A 14,131-nucleotide genomic window follows, 5' to 3' on the forward strand; every position below is an offset into this window, starting at 1 on the left:
GCGGGAAGCCCCGCCGGGCCAGCCCGCGAGCCAGTTCGGCGCCGATGCCGGACGAGGCGCCGGTGATCACGACGGTGGTTTGAATGTCGGGTTTGGGAAGGCTCATGATGTCACCAATGTATCCCGCGGGTCGCCCGCACAAACGTCTCGCTTCGTTTGTCGAATTGCGGTGAATCGCTTGGTGATTCGTCACCCCTGGCGGCCTCGGAGTCACCGAACATGGCGAACGCGCGGTTGCGCACCCGGTCCATCACCGTCGTGATCACCGGCGCCTCGTCCGGCATCGGCGCCGAACTGGCTCGCGGGCTGGCCCGGCGGGGCTTCCCGCTGCTGCTGGTCGCGCGGCGCCGGGAGCGCCTCGACGAGCTCGCCAACGAGGTGGGCCAGGAATACTCGGTGGCGGTCGAGGTGCTGCCGCTGGACCTCGGCGATCCCAAGGGCCGGGCGAAGTTGGCCGACCGGCTGCGGGCCGAGCCCATCGCCGGGCTGTGCAACAGCGCCGGGTTCGGCACCAGCGGCGTGTTCCACGAGCTGCCGCTCGAGCGGGAAAGCGAGGAGGTGACCCTCAACGCGCTGGCGTTGATGGAACTCACCCACGCGGCCCTGCCCGGCATGGTCGAGCGCGGGGCCGGCGCGGTGATGAACATCGCGTCGATCGCAGGCTTCCAGCCGGTGCCTTACATGGCGGTCTACTCGGCGACGAAGGCGTTCGTGCAGACGTTCTCCGAGGCCGTGCACGAGGAGCTGCACGGGACGGGCGTGTCGGTCACCTGCCTGTGCCCCGGGCCGGTGCCGACCGAGTGGGCCGAGATCGCCAACGCCGAGCGGTTCAGCATTCCCATCGCGCAGGTCTCGCCGCGCGACGTCGCCGAGGCGGCGATCGGCGGCATGCTGTCCGGCCGGCGCACGGTGGTGCCCGGCGTCGTGCCCAAGGTCGTCAGCACCGGTGGCCGGTTCGCGCCGCGCAGCCTGCTGCTGCCCGGAATCCGGATCGGTAACCGCTTCCGTGGGGGACCCAACCGCTAGTTTCGCCGGGTGTCACGCCAGCGTGGCATCGAGCGCCGAGCTGGGGGCACCTCCCGCTTGCGGGGGACACGCCAGCGCGGCGTTGGCGGAGGAGCAAGGAGGAATGGTGTGGCCGCCGTTGATCTGACCGCCGATATGCCGATGAGCCCGCAGGAGATGTGGGATCACGTCTCCGACCTCGCGGATCTCGGCGACTGGCTGGTGATGCACGAGGGGTGGCGCAGTGATCTGCCCGACGAGCTCGGCGAGGGCGTCCAGGTGGTGGGCGTGGCCCGGGCGAAGGGCTTCCGCAACCGGGTGACGTGGACGGTGACCACGTGGGATCCGCCGCACGAGGTCGCGCTCTCGGGGTCGGGAAAGGGCGGCGCCAAGTACGCCGTGACGCTCACCGTGCGGGCCGCCGACCAGGGATCGACGCTGGGCCTGCGGCTGGAGCTGGGCGGGCGTCCCCTGTTCGGCCCGGTCGGCTCGGCGGCGGCGCGGGCCGTCAAGGGGGATGTGCAGAAGTCGTTGAAGAACTTCGTCGAGCGCTACGGGTAACACCGCTCGAGACACACTTCGCGACACGCCCGAAACCCGTCGGTCCTCAGTCATAGACTGGCGTCCCTATGAACCAGTCGTCCTTCGTGCACCTGCATAACCACACCGAGTACTCGATGCTGGACGGGGCCGCGAAGATCACGCCGATGCTGGCCGAGGTGGAGCGGCTGGGGATGCCCGCGGTCGGGATGACCGACCACGGAAACATGTTCGGCGCCAGCGAGTTCTACAACGTGGCGACCAAGGCCGGGATCAAGCCGATCATCGGGGTCGAGGCCTACATCGCGCCGGGTTCGCGCTTCGACACCCGCCGGATCACCTGGGGCGATCCCGGCCAGAAGTCCGACGACGTCTCCGGCAGCGGTTCCTATACGCACCTGACGATGGTGGCGGAGAACGCCACCGGCCTGCGCAACCTGTTCAAGCTGTCGTCGCTGGCGTCCTTCGAGGGCCAGCTCGGCAAGTGGTCGCGGATGGACGCCGAGCTCATCGCCGAGCACGCGGAGGGCATCATCGCGACCACCGGCTGCCCGTCGGGTGAGGTGCAGACCCGGCTGCGGCTGGGGCACGACCGGGAGGCGCTGGAGTCCGCCGCCAAGTGGCGGGAGATCTTCGGCGCCGACAACTACTTCCTCGAGTTGATGGACCACGGCCTGTCCATCGAGCAGCGGGTCCGCGAGGGCCTGCTGGAGATCGGCCGCAAACTGGGCATCCCACCGCTGGCGACCAACGACTGCCACTACGTCACCCGCGACGCGGCCCACAACCACGAGGCGCTGTTGTGCGTGCAGACCGGCAAGACGCTGTCGGATCCGAACCGGTTCAAGTTCGACGGTGACGGCTATTACCTGAAGTCGGCCGCCGAGATGCGCCAGCTCTGGGACTCCCAGATCCCCGGCGCGTGCGACTCGACGCTGCTGATCGCGGAGCGGGTGCAGTCCTATGCCGACGTGTGGACTCCGCGCGACCGGATGCCGATCTTCCCGGTGCCCGAGGGGCACGACCAGGCGTCCTGGCTACACCACGAGGTGATGGCCGGGCTGCGGCGACGGTTCCCGGACGGCGTCGGACAGGACTACATCGACCGGGCCGAGTACGAGATCAAGGTCATCTGCGACAAGGGCTTTCCGTCGTACTTCCTGATCGTCGCCGACCTGATCAACTACGCACGCTCGGTCGACATCCGGGTGGGGCCGGGCCGCGGTTCGGCCGCCGGCTCGCTGGTGGCCTACGCGCTGGGGATCACCAACATCGACCCCATCCCGCACGGGCTGCTGTTCGAGCGGTTCCTGAACCCCGAGCGCCCGTCGGCGCCCGACATCGACATCGACTTCGACGACCGCCGGCGCGGCGAGATGGTGCGCTACGCCGCCGACAAGTGGGGCCAGGACCGGGTCGCCCAGGTCATCACCTTCGGCACCATTAAAACGAAAGCGGCGCTGAAGGATTCGGCGCGAATCCACTACGGCCAGCCCGGCTTCGCCATCGCCGACCGGATCACCAAGGCGTTGCCGCCGCCGATCATGGCCAAGGACATCCCGCTGTCGGGCATCACCGATCCGGCGCACGAGCGGTACAAGGAGGCCGCCGAGGTGCGCGGCCTGATCGAAACCGATCCCGACGTCCGCACCATCTACCAGACCGCGCGCGGGCTGGAGGGTCTGATCCGCAACGCCGGCGTGCACGCCTGCGCGGTGATCATGAGCAGCGAGCCGCTCACCGAGGCCATCCCGCTGTGGAAGCGGCCGCAGGACGGCGCCATCATCACCGGCTGGGACTACCCGTCGTGCGAGGCCATCGGCCTGCTGAAGATGGACTTCCTGGGCCTGCGCAACCTGACGATCATCGGCGACGCGCTGGAGAACATCAAGGCCAACAGGGGAATCGACCTCGACCTGGAATCGGTGCCGCTGGACGACAAGCCCACCTACGAGCTGCTGGGCCGCGGTGACACGCTGGGGGTGTTCCAGCTCGACGGCGGGCCGATGCGTGACCTGCTGCGGCGCATGCAGCCCACCGAGTTCAACGACATCGTCGCGGTGCTGGCGCTGTACCGCCCCGGCCCGATGGGCATGAACGCCCACAACGACTACGCCGACCGCAAGAACAACCGGCAGGCGATCAAGCCGATCCACCCGGAGCTCGAGGAGCCGCTGCGCGAGATCCTCTCGGAGACTTACGGTCTGATCGTCTATCAAGAGCAGATCATGTTCATCGCCCAGAAGGTCGCCTCCTACACGATGGGCAAGGCCGACGCGCTGCGCAAGGCGATGGGCAAGAAGAAGCTCGAGGTGCTCGAGGCGGAGTACAAGGGCTTCTACGAGGGCATGACCGCCAACGGCTTCTCCGAAAAAGCGGTGAAAGCGTTGTGGGACACCATCCTTCCGTTCGCCGGGTATGCGTTCAACAAGTCGCACGCCGCCGGCTACGGCCTGGTGTCGTACTGGACCGCCTACCTGAAGGCCAACTACCCGGCCGAATACATGGCCGGCCTGCTGACGTCGGTGGGCGACGACAAGGACAAGGCCGCCGTCTATCTGGCCGACTGCCGCAAACTCGGCATCACGGTGTTGCCGCCGGACGTCAACGAGTCCCTGGTCAACTTCGCCTCGGTCGGCCAGGACATCCGCTTCGGCCTGGGCGCGGTGCGCAACGTCGGCGCCAACGTCGTCGGTTCGCTGATCAAGACCCGCAACGAGAAGGGCAAGTTCACCGACTTCTCGGACTACCTCAACAAGATCGACATCTCGGCGTGCAACAAGAAGGTCACCGAGTCGCTGATCAAGGCCGGCGCGTTCGACTCGCTCAGCCATGCCCGCAAGGGCCTGTTCCTGGTGCACACCGACGCCGTCGATTCGGTGCTGGGCACCAAAAAGGCCGAGGCGATGGGCCAATTCGACCTGTTCGGCGGCGACGACGGTTGCACCGAATCGGTGTTCACCATCAAGGTGCCCGAAGACGAATGGGAAGACAAACACAAGCTGGCCCTGGAGCGGGAAATGCTCGGCCTGTACGTGTCGGGGCATCCGCTCAACGGCGTGGCGCACCTGCTCGCCGCCCAGGTCGACACCCAGATCCCGGCCATCCTCGACGGCGACGTCCCCAACGAGACCCAGGTGCGGGTGGGTGGCATCCTGGCGTCGGTCAACCGGCGGGTCAACAAGAACGGAATGCCTTGGGCGTCGGCGCAATTGGAAGACCTCACCGGCGGCATCGAGGTGATGTTCTTCCCGCACGCCTACTCCGCCTACGGCGCCGACATCGCCGACGACGCGGTGGTGCTGATCAACGCGAAGGTCGCCATCCGCGACGACCGGATCAGCCTGATCGCCAACGAGCTTGTGGTGCCGGACTTTTCCAACGCCCAGCCGAACCGGCCGATCGCGGTCAGCCTGCCGACCCGGCAGTGCACCATCGACAAGGTCAGCGCCCTCAAGCAGGTCCTGGCGCGCCACCCCGGGACCGCTCAGGTGCATCTGCGGCTGATCAGCGGGGACCGGATCACCACCCTCGAGCTGGACCCGTCGCTGCGGGTGACGCCCTCGCCCGCGTTGATGGGCGACCTCAAGGAGCTGCTCGGCCCTGGCTGCCTGGGCGGCTAGCCGGCGCCTTAGTCGCCGAGCGTGAAGTTGGCCGCACACTCGCGGCCGAGCGTGAAACCAGCCGCACACTCGCGGGCCGGCCGTCGCGGCATCAGGCGTCACCGGCGTCGCCGGCCTGCAGCCGCGCTCGGACCGCCTCCATGCGTTGGGCCAGCGCCTCCTCGTCGATGACGTTGCGGGCCACCAGGGAGTGCGCCAGCGCGACGAGCTGGCTCTCCGGATACGGCAGGGCCGCGTAACGCCCTTCGCCGAGGCGATCCTCGTCGGTCCGGCGCATCAAAAGCTCCAGCGCCGTTCCCTGCCTGTCGAGCGCTTCACACATCCCGTCGAGGCTCGACTTCCAGGGCGGCACTGGATTGCTCACGCCATATTTCTCCGCCATCCGCGCCCACACCTGGTCGCGCTCGGCAACCTGCTCCAGGGTCGGCACCCGCACGGCGGTGACGTCGATTTCGGTGGACATCGCCAGGCCCTCAGTAGTTCTCCGCGGGGCGCACCGCGGGATGCACGGGGCGTTCGACGCTGGAGGTGACACCCGGCTTGGGCAGGGCGACGCCGATCATGCAGTCGCGGGTCACGATCTCGGCGAGTTGTTCCTCGCTCCACCCGTCGGTCCCCGCCGGCCGGAGCGGCAGGACGAGGAACCTGTGTTTGGAGTTCGAATCCTCGACCCGGATTTCGACGTCCTCCGGCAGATACAGGCCGAACTCGGCGAGGACTTGGCGGGGCCATCGCACGATGCGGCGTCGATAGTTCGGCGTCCGGTACCACTCGGGGGAGTTGCCCAGCAGCGGACGCGGGTAGCACGAGCACAGCGTGCACACGATCACGTGGTGCAGGGTTTCGGTGTCCTCGAGGATGTGCAGCGCGGTGAAGTCGCTGGGTGTGCCGAAGCCGGTCGGGTGGAGCCAGTCGATGCCGGTCGCACCACCCTCGCGTCCCACCGTGCGGGTCGGCGGCGGCTACGCGGACAACCCCAGCGCGGCCTGATGGTCGTGGGTGGGGATGATCGTCACGGTGTGCCGCGCCAGGTGCAGCCGCTGCAGCGTGCGGAAGGCTTCGTCGCGATCCTCGTCCACCAGAACGCCTGGATAGCTTGCCTTTTGGCGGACCTTCTCGATCTGCAGCCAGTGCCAGGCCGCGTCGCCCGCGATCAAGACCCACCCGCGTACGGTGTGGGCGAGCACCCCGACGCTGCCCGGAGTGTGTCCGGCGAGGTCAACCAGCAGCACGGAGCCGTCGCCGAACAGGTCGTGGCTGCGGGCGAAGGTCAGCACCGGCGGCCCGTCCAGCTCGTAGTCGACGACGGGCCGGCCGCGTAGCGAATCGCGGACACCCCCGACCGGCGCCACGGCGCCGGAAGCGACCCAGTCCCGCTCGACGCGGTGCAGGTGAACGGGGAGGTCCGGCAGGTCCAGCAGACCCGACACGTGGTCCCAGTGGGCGTGCGTCGGCAGCGCGAAGTCCAGTCCCGGCGCCTCGGACAGCCGGTTCAGGGCCGTGACGGTTGGGACGGTGTCGGCGGGCGGGCGGACCGCGACGCGCAGCACCGCGGGCAGCTGGGCGATCGCGCGGCGCTCGACGTCGCGGCACACGGCGGGATCGACGATGAAGGTGGCGTCCGGGTGGCTGACGACGAACGAGGTCATCGCGTTGTCCACCCGGGCGGGCGCGAACGTGCCCTCGACGATCGCCGCGGTGGGCACCGAGCGCGGCACCTGGGGCAGCGCGGTCACCGTCACGGTGCGGCGGGGCGAGGGCAGGCCCGCGTCGGTCACGCCGCGCAGGAACCTCTCGTCGGGCCGCTTCGGGCGTAGCGCGCCCCACGCCAATCCGGTTGCGGCGGCGCAGCATTGGCGCAGGGTGGGGGAGCGGACCGGGTCGTGCGTCATGGCACCTCCACCCGGACGATGACGCTGTCGGCCCACACACCGCGGTCGCGCGCGCGGCGCAACTTCTCGCGCACGCACAGGTCCTGGTGGACGTTCGTGACGCCCGGGACCTTGATCAGCGGCACGATGTTCCATTGCCAGCCGTAGCGCCGGTGCAGGACGCGGTTGGCCCGCTCGGCCTCGGCGCCGGAGAGGATGGTGGCGCGGCCCGCGACCCAGGACGCCGGCTGTTTGCCCGGCCGAATCCGGCCGCGATAGTCGCAGGCGGTGACTTCGACGTCGGGGCGGGCGGCCAGCCGGTTCGTCTTCGGCCCGCGCTTGGTACGGAACACCAGCGCGCCGCCGTCCAGCCCGAACCAGATCGGGGTGTCGACGGGGGTGCCGTCGCGGCGGAACGTTCGGAGCAGCGCGTAGCGCGCCGCGCCCAGCCGGTCGAGTGAATTTGTGTCCATGCCCCCAGTCAACGACTTAGAGTTGGCTCTAAGTCAAGCGTCGAGGAGGCCCGATGAATGCTCGGCTCACGATCGGTGAGGTGGCGCGCCAAGCCGGCGTCGCGGCGACCACCCTGCGCTACTACGAACAGATCGGCCTGGTGCCCGCGCCGAGCCGGCTGGGCGGGCAGCGCCGCTACGACGACTCGGTGCTCGCCCGGCTCGAGGTGATCCGGCTCTGCAAGTCGGCCGGCTTCGCGCTGGAGGAGATCCAGCTGCTGTTCGCCGACGACGCGCCGGGGCGGCCCGTCAGCCGGGCGGTGGCCGAGGCGAAGCTGGCCGAAATCGATGCCCAGATGGAGGCGCTGGCCCGGGCTCGTGCCGTGATCGAATGGGGGATGCGCTGCACGTGTCCCTCAATCGCCGCGTGCACGTGCGGGATTCACACCGCGCTGCCCGCCTGAGCAAAGGAGCTCCATGACCCAGCCCATCGCCGTGCGCAACTTCTCCCACGTCTGCATCGGCGTCTCGGACATCGAGGCGTCGCGCGCGTTCTACACCGCGGTGCTGGGCATGGACGTCGTCTTCGACGTCGAGCTCGACGGCGCGGGTCTGGACTCGGTGACCGGCGGGGCCGCGCAACGGGGCCGCATGGTCGGCGGCCTGATCGGCTCCGTGATGGTCGAACTGCTGTCGCTGGGCGCCGTCCCCGAGTGCCCGAGCGGACCGCACCTGGGCTACACCAACGTCTCGTTCCGGGTCGACGACCTGGATGCCACCTACGACGCGGTGCGGCGCGAGCATCCCGGCGTGCGGGCCGAGCCGCCCGTCGACATCGGCGGGGTGCGAATGTTCTTCATCTACGACCCCGATGGCACACCCATCGAACTGCTGGAGTTGCCGGCCGGCATTTCGAGCACGGTACAGCTCTGGCGCCCGGATCCGGCGTGATCCATTCCGCGTCTCCGGTCACGGACGTACGCTCACGAAGGCACAGCTGAGAGGACACCCATGACCACCGCCGAGCGTCCCGTCACCCTATGCGAGGCGTTCGCACGCAACGCGTCGATCGATCCGGACGCCGTCGCGCTGCGCACCCCGGGCAACACCCAGACCATGACGTGGCGCGAGCTCGCGGCGCGGGTGCGCAAGGTGGCGGCCGGCCTGGCCGGCTTGGGCGTCGGGCCCGGCGACACGGTGTCGCTGATGATGGCCAACCGCATCGAGTTCTACCCGTTCGAGATCGGCGCCCAACACCTGGGCGCCACATCGTTTTCCGTGTACAACACGCTGCCCGCCGAACAGCTGACCTACCTGTTCGACAACGCGGGAACGCGGGTCGCGATCTGCGAGGAGCAATACGTCGACCGCATCCGCGCCAGCGGCGCGCCGATCGAGCACATCGTCTGCATCGACGGTTCGCCGCCGGGCACCCTGTCGGTCGACGACGTGTACGCCGCCGCGCAGGAGGGCTTCGACTTCGAGGCGACCTGGCGGGCCGTGCGGCCCGACGACGTCGTCACGCTCATCTACACCTCCGGCACCACCGGCAACCCCAAGGGCGTGGAGATGACCCACGCCAACCTGCTTTTCGAGGCGTATGCCCTCAACGCCGTCCTCCCGTCGCAGTTCGGTGACCGGGTCACCTCGTACCTGCCGACCGCGCACATCGCCGACCGCGTGATGGGCCTGTACGGCCTGGAGGTCTTCGGCGCCCAGGTCACGGTCGTCTCGGACGTCCGTGCGATCGCCGCCGCGCTGCCCGACGTGCGACCCACGGTGTGGGGCGGGGTGCCGCGGGTGTGGGAAAAGCTCAAGGCGGGAATCGAATTCGCCGTCGGCAGCGAGACCGACGAGGTCAAGCGTCAGGCGCTGCAGTGGGCGATGTCGGTGGCCGGCAAGCGGTCGGCCGCCCTGGTCGCCGGGGAACCGATGTCGGACGAGCTCGCCGCCGAATGGGCGCAGGCCGACGAACTGGTGCTGTCCAAGCTGCGCGAGCGGCTCGGCTTCGGCGAACTGCGCTGGGCGGTCTCCGGCGCGGCCCCGATCCCCCGGGAGACCCTGGCGTTCTTTCTCGGCATCGGCATTCCGATCGCCGAGGTCTGGGGAATGTCGGAGTTGAGCTGTGTCGCCAGCGTCAGCCATCCCCGCGACGCGCGGTTGGGCACCGTGGGCAAGCTGCTGCCCGGGCTCGAGGGCAAAGTCGCCGACGACGGCGAGTTCCTGGTGCGCGGCCCGCTGGTGATGAAGGGCTACCGCAAGGAACCCGCCAAGACCGCCGAGGCCATCGACGCCGACGGCTGGCTGCACACCGGCGACATCATCGAGGTCGACGACGAGGGCTACCTGAGGATCGTCGACCGCAAGAAGGAGTTGATCATCAACGCCGCCGGAAAGAACATGTCGCCGGCCAACATTGAGAACACCGTGCTCGCCGCGTGCCCGATGGTCGGCGTGATGATCACGATCGGTGACGGGCGACCGTACAACTCGGCGCTGATGGTGTTCGACGCCGAGTCGGTCGGGCCGTACGCCGCGCAACACGGCCTGGACGACGCGTCGCCCGCCGCCCTGGCGGCCCACCCGGAGGTCATCGCCCGCATCGCCGCGGGGGTGGCCGAGGGCAACGCCAAACTGTCCCGGGTCGAACAGATCAAGCGCTTCCGGATACTGCCGTCACTGTGGGAGCCCGGGGGAGACGAGATCACGCTGACCATGAAGCTCAAACGCAAGCCGATCCTGGCGAAGTACGCGAACGAGATCGAGGAACTCTACGCGCCCGACCTGCACCCGGACGTGCACGAGCCGTCGGCGGCGACGGTGCAGCCGGCATGAGCGGCGGTCCGGGGGCGACCGCCCGCGAGTTCGGTCGGGCGGGGATGCGAAAGTTGCTGCAGCGCACCGGGATCGTCGAGGAATCGACGACACCGCTGGCGACGGATCCGGTGGAGGTCGTCCAGCTCCTCGCGGCCCCGTGGTTCGACGAGCGGCTGGGCGCGCTGGCCGCCGAGCTGGGGCGCGACCTGCCCGGCGTGCGGGCCGAGGCCGCCGGCTACCTGCGGGAGATGGCGCCGTCGCTGGACGAGCGGGCGGTTCGAGCGTGGCGCAGTTTCAGCTGCTGGCTGATGCGGGCCTACGACGTCCTGGTCGACGAGGACCAGATCGCGCAGCTGCGCAAGTTGGATCGCAAAGCGACGCTGGCCTTTGCCTTTTCGCATCGCTCCTATCTGGACGGCCTGCTGCTGCCGGAGGTGATCCAGGCCAACCGGCTGTCGCCGGCGCTCACCTTCGGTGGGGCGAACCTGAACTTCTTCCCGATGGGGGCGTGGGCCAAGCGCACGGGCACGATCTTCATCCGGCGCCAGACCAAAGACATCCCGGTGTACCGCTTCGTCTTACGCGCCTACGCCGCGCAGCTGGTGCATAACCACGCCAACCTCACCTGGTCCATCGAGGGAGGCCGGACCCGCACCGGCAAGCTGCGGCCCCCGGTGTACGGCATCCTGCGCTACATCAGCGACGCCGTCGACGAAATCGACGGCCCGGAAGTCTATTTGGTGCCCACCTCGATCGTGTACGACCAACTGCACGAGGTGGAGGCGATGACCACCGAGGCCTACGGCGCGACGAAGCGACCCGAGGATTTTCGTTTCCTGGTCCGGCTGGCGCGCCAGCAGGGCGAGCGGCTCGGCCGCGCCTACCTGGACTTCGGCGAACCGCTGCCGCTGCGCAAGCGCCTCGAAGAGCTACGCGCCGAGGAGTCCGGGACGGGCACCGAGATCGAACGCATCGCGCTGGACGTCGAGCACCGGATCAACCGCGCCACCCCGGTCACCCCGACGGCGGTGGTGAGCCTCGCGCTGCTGGGGGCCGACCGCTCGCTCTCGATCAGCGAGGTGCTGGCCACGGTGCGACCGCTGGCGAGCTACATCGCGGCGCGGAACTGGTCCGTGGCCGGCGCCGCCGACCTGACGAACCGCTCGACCATCCGCTGGACGCTGCATCAGCTGGTCGCCTCCGGCGTCGTCAGCGTCTATGACGCCGGCACCGAACCGGTCTGGGGCATCGGGGCGGAGCAGCACCTGGTGGCCGCCTTCTACCGCAACACCGCGATCCACATCGTGGTCGACCGCGCCATCGCCGAGACGGCACTGTTGGCAGCCATCGAGGACGCCGAGGGTTCGGTGGACGGTTTGGTGGAACCGACGACAGTGCGCGACGAGGCTTTGCGCCTGCGCGAGCTGCTGAAATTCGAGTTCTTGTTCTCGGCGCGTGCGCAATTCGAGAAGGAGCTCGCCGACGAGGTGCGCCTGATCGGGCGGGTGGAGGACACCAGCAAGGCGGCCAACGCGGCCGACGTGCGCGGCCTGCTGGAGAAGGCCGACCTGTTGCTGGCGCACCTGGTGCTGCGGCCCTTCCTGGACGCCTACCACATCGTCGCCGACCGGCTGGCCGCCTTCGACGACGAATCGTTCGACGAGGAGGCGTTTCTCGCCGAGTGCCTCGAGGTGGGCAAGCAGTGGGAGCTGCAACGCCGGATCGCCAGCGCCGAGTCGAGGTCGATGGAGTTGTTCAAGACCGCGCTGCGGCTGGCCCGGCATCGCGAGCTGGTGGACGGGTTCTCCGACGTCGACGTCGGCCAGCGGCGCCGCGAGTTCGCCGACGAGATCGCCATGGCCGTTCGGCGGGTCAACGCCATCGCTTGGCTGGCCGGCACGCGGTAGTCGGCGTAATGCCGGTGCGCCTCAGCGCGCGGGTGGTACCGGCATGTCGGCATGCCGAACCTGGTTGCCGCCAGCACGTTTGGCCTCATACATCGCGAGGTCGGCCGCATTGACGAGGCGTTGGATGGTGTGCCGGTCGACGCTTTCGGCTGGTGCGCGCAGCGGGAAGCTGCTGACGCCCAGGCTGGCTGTGACGCCCCAGGGCGTGTCGGCAATTGCCTGGCGCATCGCTTCGGCGGTCCGAAGGGCTTCCCCCGTTCCGGTCATCTCGGCGACCAGGAATTCCTCTCCGCCCACCCGAGCGATGACCGTTCTGTCGCTGCCGATCCGCCTCAGGTTGTCGGCCACGGACACCAAGATGCGGTCCCCGGTCGCGTGACCGTACGTGTCGTTGACTCGCTTGAAATTGTCGAGATCGGCCATCAGCACGCTGAGGCACGGTGTGCGCCCATCGACAGCCACCAGCTTCGAAGCGGCTCGATAGAACCCCCTGCGGTTGCGCAGGCCCGTGAGCGGATCGGTCGAGGATTTCAGTGCGTCCACCGAAAGCCAGTGCACAAGTACCTGCCCGCAGAACGGCACCGCCAGGATCCCCGCGCTGAGCAACAGGAAGTTGGCCGCCGCCATCGGTGCGTCACCGGACGTGGCGATACGCGCGGCGCACGCTGCCGCCGCGCCCAAAGCGGTGCCGAGCGTGAAGACCAGGAGCCGGGCGGAGTGACAAAACGCGACATAGCCCGCGAGGCCGCCGAATGCCGCGCAACTCAGCATTCCGCTGCGCGGGTCGGCCTCAGTCACGCAGATGGCGGCGATGCCGACCGTGCCCACCACCGAAAACACTTGTGATTCGACGCGTTTCGGCCAGCGTCGCACCCACACCAGCACCATGCCGGCCAGGCACGCGACGAACACCGCCGCGAGGATGCGCCGCGGGGGGTTCTGCATACCCGAGGGGCTGGTCAGCATCAGCAGCGTGGCCGCCGCCAGGATGGACAGGATGGCGACCATCAGGTAGCGGACGAACGGCTTCAATCCACGCGCGTCGAGGTAGTCCGAGAACCACTCGTAGTGGTCGGGCTGACGCCACCACACGCCCATCCAGTGCATCGCGAGGCCCCTCACCCGTACCTTCGACTACGTGATGCTACTGAGCGCCGGCGGAATCGGGAACCATTCGCGGTTTCGGAGGGCGACGGTCGCGCGGCGCACGTCGAGGAGAACGTGGGCGACCGAGCGTCGGTAACCTCGTGACCAGACCCGTCCAACCGGCCACCGAACGGAAGCTCCCATGACCACCGTCGACAATCCCATTCCGCCACAAGACTTATCGGGCATCGTGGGGTGCCGGTTCATCTACACCTACGCCAATGGCTGGCGCTACGAGATGTATGTCAAGAACGACCACACCATCGACTATCGAATCCATTCCGGCCACGTCGGCGGACGGTGGGTCAAGGGCCAGGAGGTCGACCTGGTGCAGCTCGACGACGACAGTTACAAGATCTCGTGGACCGAGCCCACGGGCACGTCCGTGGCCGTCAACGTCATGCCCGGCAAGCGGCGAATCCACGGCGTGATCTTCTTTCCCCAGTGGATCCGCTTGCACGGCGACCGCACAGTGTGCTTCCAGAACGAGCATCTCGACCAGATGCGCGCCTACCGTGACGAGGGACCGACCTACCCGATCTTCATCGTGCCCGAATTCGCCTACATCACCCTGTTCGAGCGTGTCGGTGTCGACGACGAATCGGTGATCGACGTGGCCCCCGACCAGCTTCCACCGGGCTGGGCCGACCGCAGCAATTGACCGCCGCGGATTTGACGGCAGCGACTTGTCATACCCCCCTGCGATGATGGGGTTATGTCCTCGATCGCATCGCCTCCGGTGGAGCTGAAGCCTGCGGATCGTGTTGAGG

General features: G+C 68.5%; 12 protein-coding genes and 3 pseudogenes. 8 read left to right on the top strand and 7 right to left on the bottom strand.

What is annotated here, in order from left to right; all coding sequences use genetic code 11:
• Both A5681_RS27250 and A5681_RS27255 read right to left on the bottom strand, forming a co-directional pair.
• Positions 1-106, bottom strand: a pseudogene (locus A5681_RS27250) (SDR family NAD(P)-dependent oxidoreductase); the annotation flags it as partial.
• Positions 107-110: 4 nt separating this feature from the next.
• Positions 111-323: pseudogene (locus tag A5681_RS27255) on the bottom strand (oxidoreductase); the annotation flags it as partial.
• On the opposite strand from A5681_RS27255, the gene A5681_RS22550 reads away from it, so the two are divergent.
• The 3 genes from A5681_RS22550 (at position 220) to dnaE (ending at position 5,168) form a co-directional block, all read left to right on the top strand.
• Positions 220-1,026 carry an SDR family NAD(P)-dependent oxidoreductase gene (locus tag A5681_RS22550; protein ID WP_067280731.1) on the top strand — a complete coding sequence of 269 codons (807 nt, stop codon included), beginning with the start codon at positions 220-222 and terminating at the stop codon, positions 1,024-1,026. The pseudogene A5681_RS27255 and the gene A5681_RS22550 sit on opposite strands and share 104 nt — an antisense overlap.
• A 108-nt stretch (positions 1,027-1,134) precedes the next feature.
• Entirely contained in the window at positions 1,135-1,566 is a 432-nt protein-coding gene (locus A5681_RS22555; protein ID WP_067280733.1) for an SRPBCC family protein, read from the top strand.
• A 68-nt stretch (positions 1,567-1,634) separates the two neighbouring features.
• A complete protein-coding gene (dnaE, locus tag A5681_RS22560) occupies positions 1,635-5,168 on the top strand; it encodes a DNA polymerase III subunit alpha (protein WP_067280735.1) in 3,534 nt (1,177 codons plus the stop codon).
• A 91-nt stretch (positions 5,169-5,259) separates the two neighbouring features.
• Here the strand turns inward: dnaE and A5681_RS22565 are convergent, their stop codons facing one another.
• From A5681_RS22565 to A5681_RS22580, 4 genes and pseudogenes are all read right to left on the bottom strand, one after another.
• The gene (locus A5681_RS22565; RefSeq protein ID WP_067280738.1) at positions 5,260-5,631 is read right to left on the bottom strand and encodes a thiocyanate hydrolase; all 372 of its coding nucleotides are present in this window, start codon (positions 5,629-5,631) and stop codon (positions 5,260-5,262) included.
• Positions 5,632-5,641: 10 nt separating this feature from the next.
• A pseudogene (locus tag A5681_RS22570) lies at positions 5,642-6,088 on the bottom strand (nitrile hydratase subunit alpha); the annotation flags it as partial.
• 42 nt (positions 6,089-6,130) lie between these two features.
• A complete protein-coding gene (locus A5681_RS22575) occupies positions 6,131-7,060 on the bottom strand; it encodes an MBL fold metallo-hydrolase (RefSeq protein WP_067280740.1) in 930 nt (309 codons plus the stop codon).
• A complete protein-coding gene (locus A5681_RS22580) occupies positions 7,057-7,512 on the bottom strand; it encodes a PPOX class F420-dependent oxidoreductase (RefSeq protein ID WP_067280742.1) in 456 nt (151 codons plus the stop codon). The genes A5681_RS22575 and A5681_RS22580 overlap by 4 nt, the downstream gene beginning before the upstream one ends.
• Positions 7,513-7,565: 53 nt before the next feature.
• Here A5681_RS22580 and A5681_RS22585 point away from each other — a divergent pair, with 53 nt between their 5' ends.
• The 4 genes from A5681_RS22585 to A5681_RS22600 are packed head-to-tail and all read left to right on the top strand — an operon-like array spanning position 7,566 to position 12,215.
• The gene (locus A5681_RS22585; RefSeq protein ID WP_067280745.1) at positions 7,566-7,955 is read left to right on the top strand and encodes a MerR family transcriptional regulator; all 390 of its coding nucleotides are present in this window, start codon (positions 7,566-7,568) and stop codon (positions 7,953-7,955) included.
• 13 nt (positions 7,956-7,968) lie between these two features.
• The gene (locus tag A5681_RS22590; RefSeq protein ID WP_067280748.1) at positions 7,969-8,442 is read left to right on the top strand and encodes a VOC family protein; all 474 of its coding nucleotides are present in this window, start codon (positions 7,969-7,971) and stop codon (positions 8,440-8,442) included.
• A 60-nt stretch (positions 8,443-8,502) separates the two neighbouring features.
• Positions 8,503-10,326 (top strand): fatty acid--CoA ligase FadD11, encoded by a 1,824-nt coding sequence (fadD11, locus tag A5681_RS22595; protein WP_067280750.1) that lies wholly within the window; start codon positions 8,503-8,505, stop codon positions 10,324-10,326.
• Positions 10,323-12,215 (top strand): lysophospholipid acyltransferase, encoded by a 1,893-nt coding sequence (locus A5681_RS22600; RefSeq protein WP_067280753.1) that lies wholly within the window; start codon positions 10,323-10,325, stop codon positions 12,213-12,215. Before fadD11 ends, A5681_RS22600 begins: the two co-directional genes overlap by 4 nt.
• Positions 12,216-12,236: 21 nt before the next feature.
• Here the strand turns inward: A5681_RS22600 and A5681_RS22605 are convergent, their stop codons facing one another.
• A complete protein-coding gene (locus A5681_RS22605) occupies positions 12,237-13,223 on the bottom strand; it encodes a GGDEF domain-containing protein (protein ID WP_231996398.1) in 987 nt (328 codons plus the stop codon).
• A 280-nt stretch (positions 13,224-13,503) separates the two neighbouring features.
• Here A5681_RS22605 and A5681_RS22610 point away from each other — a divergent pair, with 280 nt between their 5' ends.
• On the top strand, positions 13,504-14,022 hold the full coding sequence (locus A5681_RS22610; protein ID WP_067280758.1) for a phenolic acid decarboxylase: 519 nt from the start codon (positions 13,504-13,506) through the stop codon (positions 14,020-14,022).
• Positions 14,023-14,131: the final 109 nt, after the last annotated feature.

The sequence above is a fragment of the Mycobacterium scrofulaceum genome, assembly GCF_001667885.1.
Lineage (GTDB): Bacteria > Actinomycetota > Actinomycetes > Mycobacteriales > Mycobacteriaceae > Mycobacterium > Mycobacterium scrofulaceum_C.

Coding starts and splice junctions, on each gene's coding strand:
- A5681_RS22550 (WP_067280731.1), top strand. CDS start 220: ATGGCGAACGCGCGGTTGCGCACCCGGTCCATCACCGTCGTGATCACC.
- dnaE (WP_067280735.1), top strand. CDS start 1,635: ATGAACCAGTCGTCCTTCGTGCACCTGCATAACCACACCGAGTACTCG.
- A5681_RS22565 (WP_067280738.1), bottom strand. CDS start 5,631: ATGTCCACCGAAATCGACGTCACCGCCGTGCGGGTGCCGACCCTGGAG.
- A5681_RS22575 (WP_067280740.1), bottom strand. CDS start 7,060: ATGACGCACGACCCGGTCCGCTCCCCCACCCTGCGCCAATGCTGCGCC.
- A5681_RS22580 (WP_067280742.1), bottom strand. CDS start 7,512: ATGGACACAAATTCACTCGACCGGCTGGGCGCGGCGCGCTACGCGCTG.
- A5681_RS22585 (WP_067280745.1), top strand. CDS start 7,566: ATGAATGCTCGGCTCACGATCGGTGAGGTGGCGCGCCAAGCCGGCGTC.
- A5681_RS22590 (WP_067280748.1), top strand. CDS start 7,969: ATGACCCAGCCCATCGCCGTGCGCAACTTCTCCCACGTCTGCATCGGC.
- fadD11 (WP_067280750.1), top strand. CDS start 8,503: ATGACCACCGCCGAGCGTCCCGTCACCCTATGCGAGGCGTTCGCACGC.
- A5681_RS22600 (WP_067280753.1), top strand. CDS start 10,323: ATGAGCGGCGGTCCGGGGGCGACCGCCCGCGAGTTCGGTCGGGCGGGG.
- A5681_RS22605 (WP_231996398.1), bottom strand. CDS start 13,223: ATGGTCGCCATCCTGTCCATCCTGGCGGCGGCCACGCTGCTGATGCTG.
- A5681_RS22610 (WP_067280758.1), top strand. CDS start 13,504: ATGACCACCGTCGACAATCCCATTCCGCCACAAGACTTATCGGGCATC.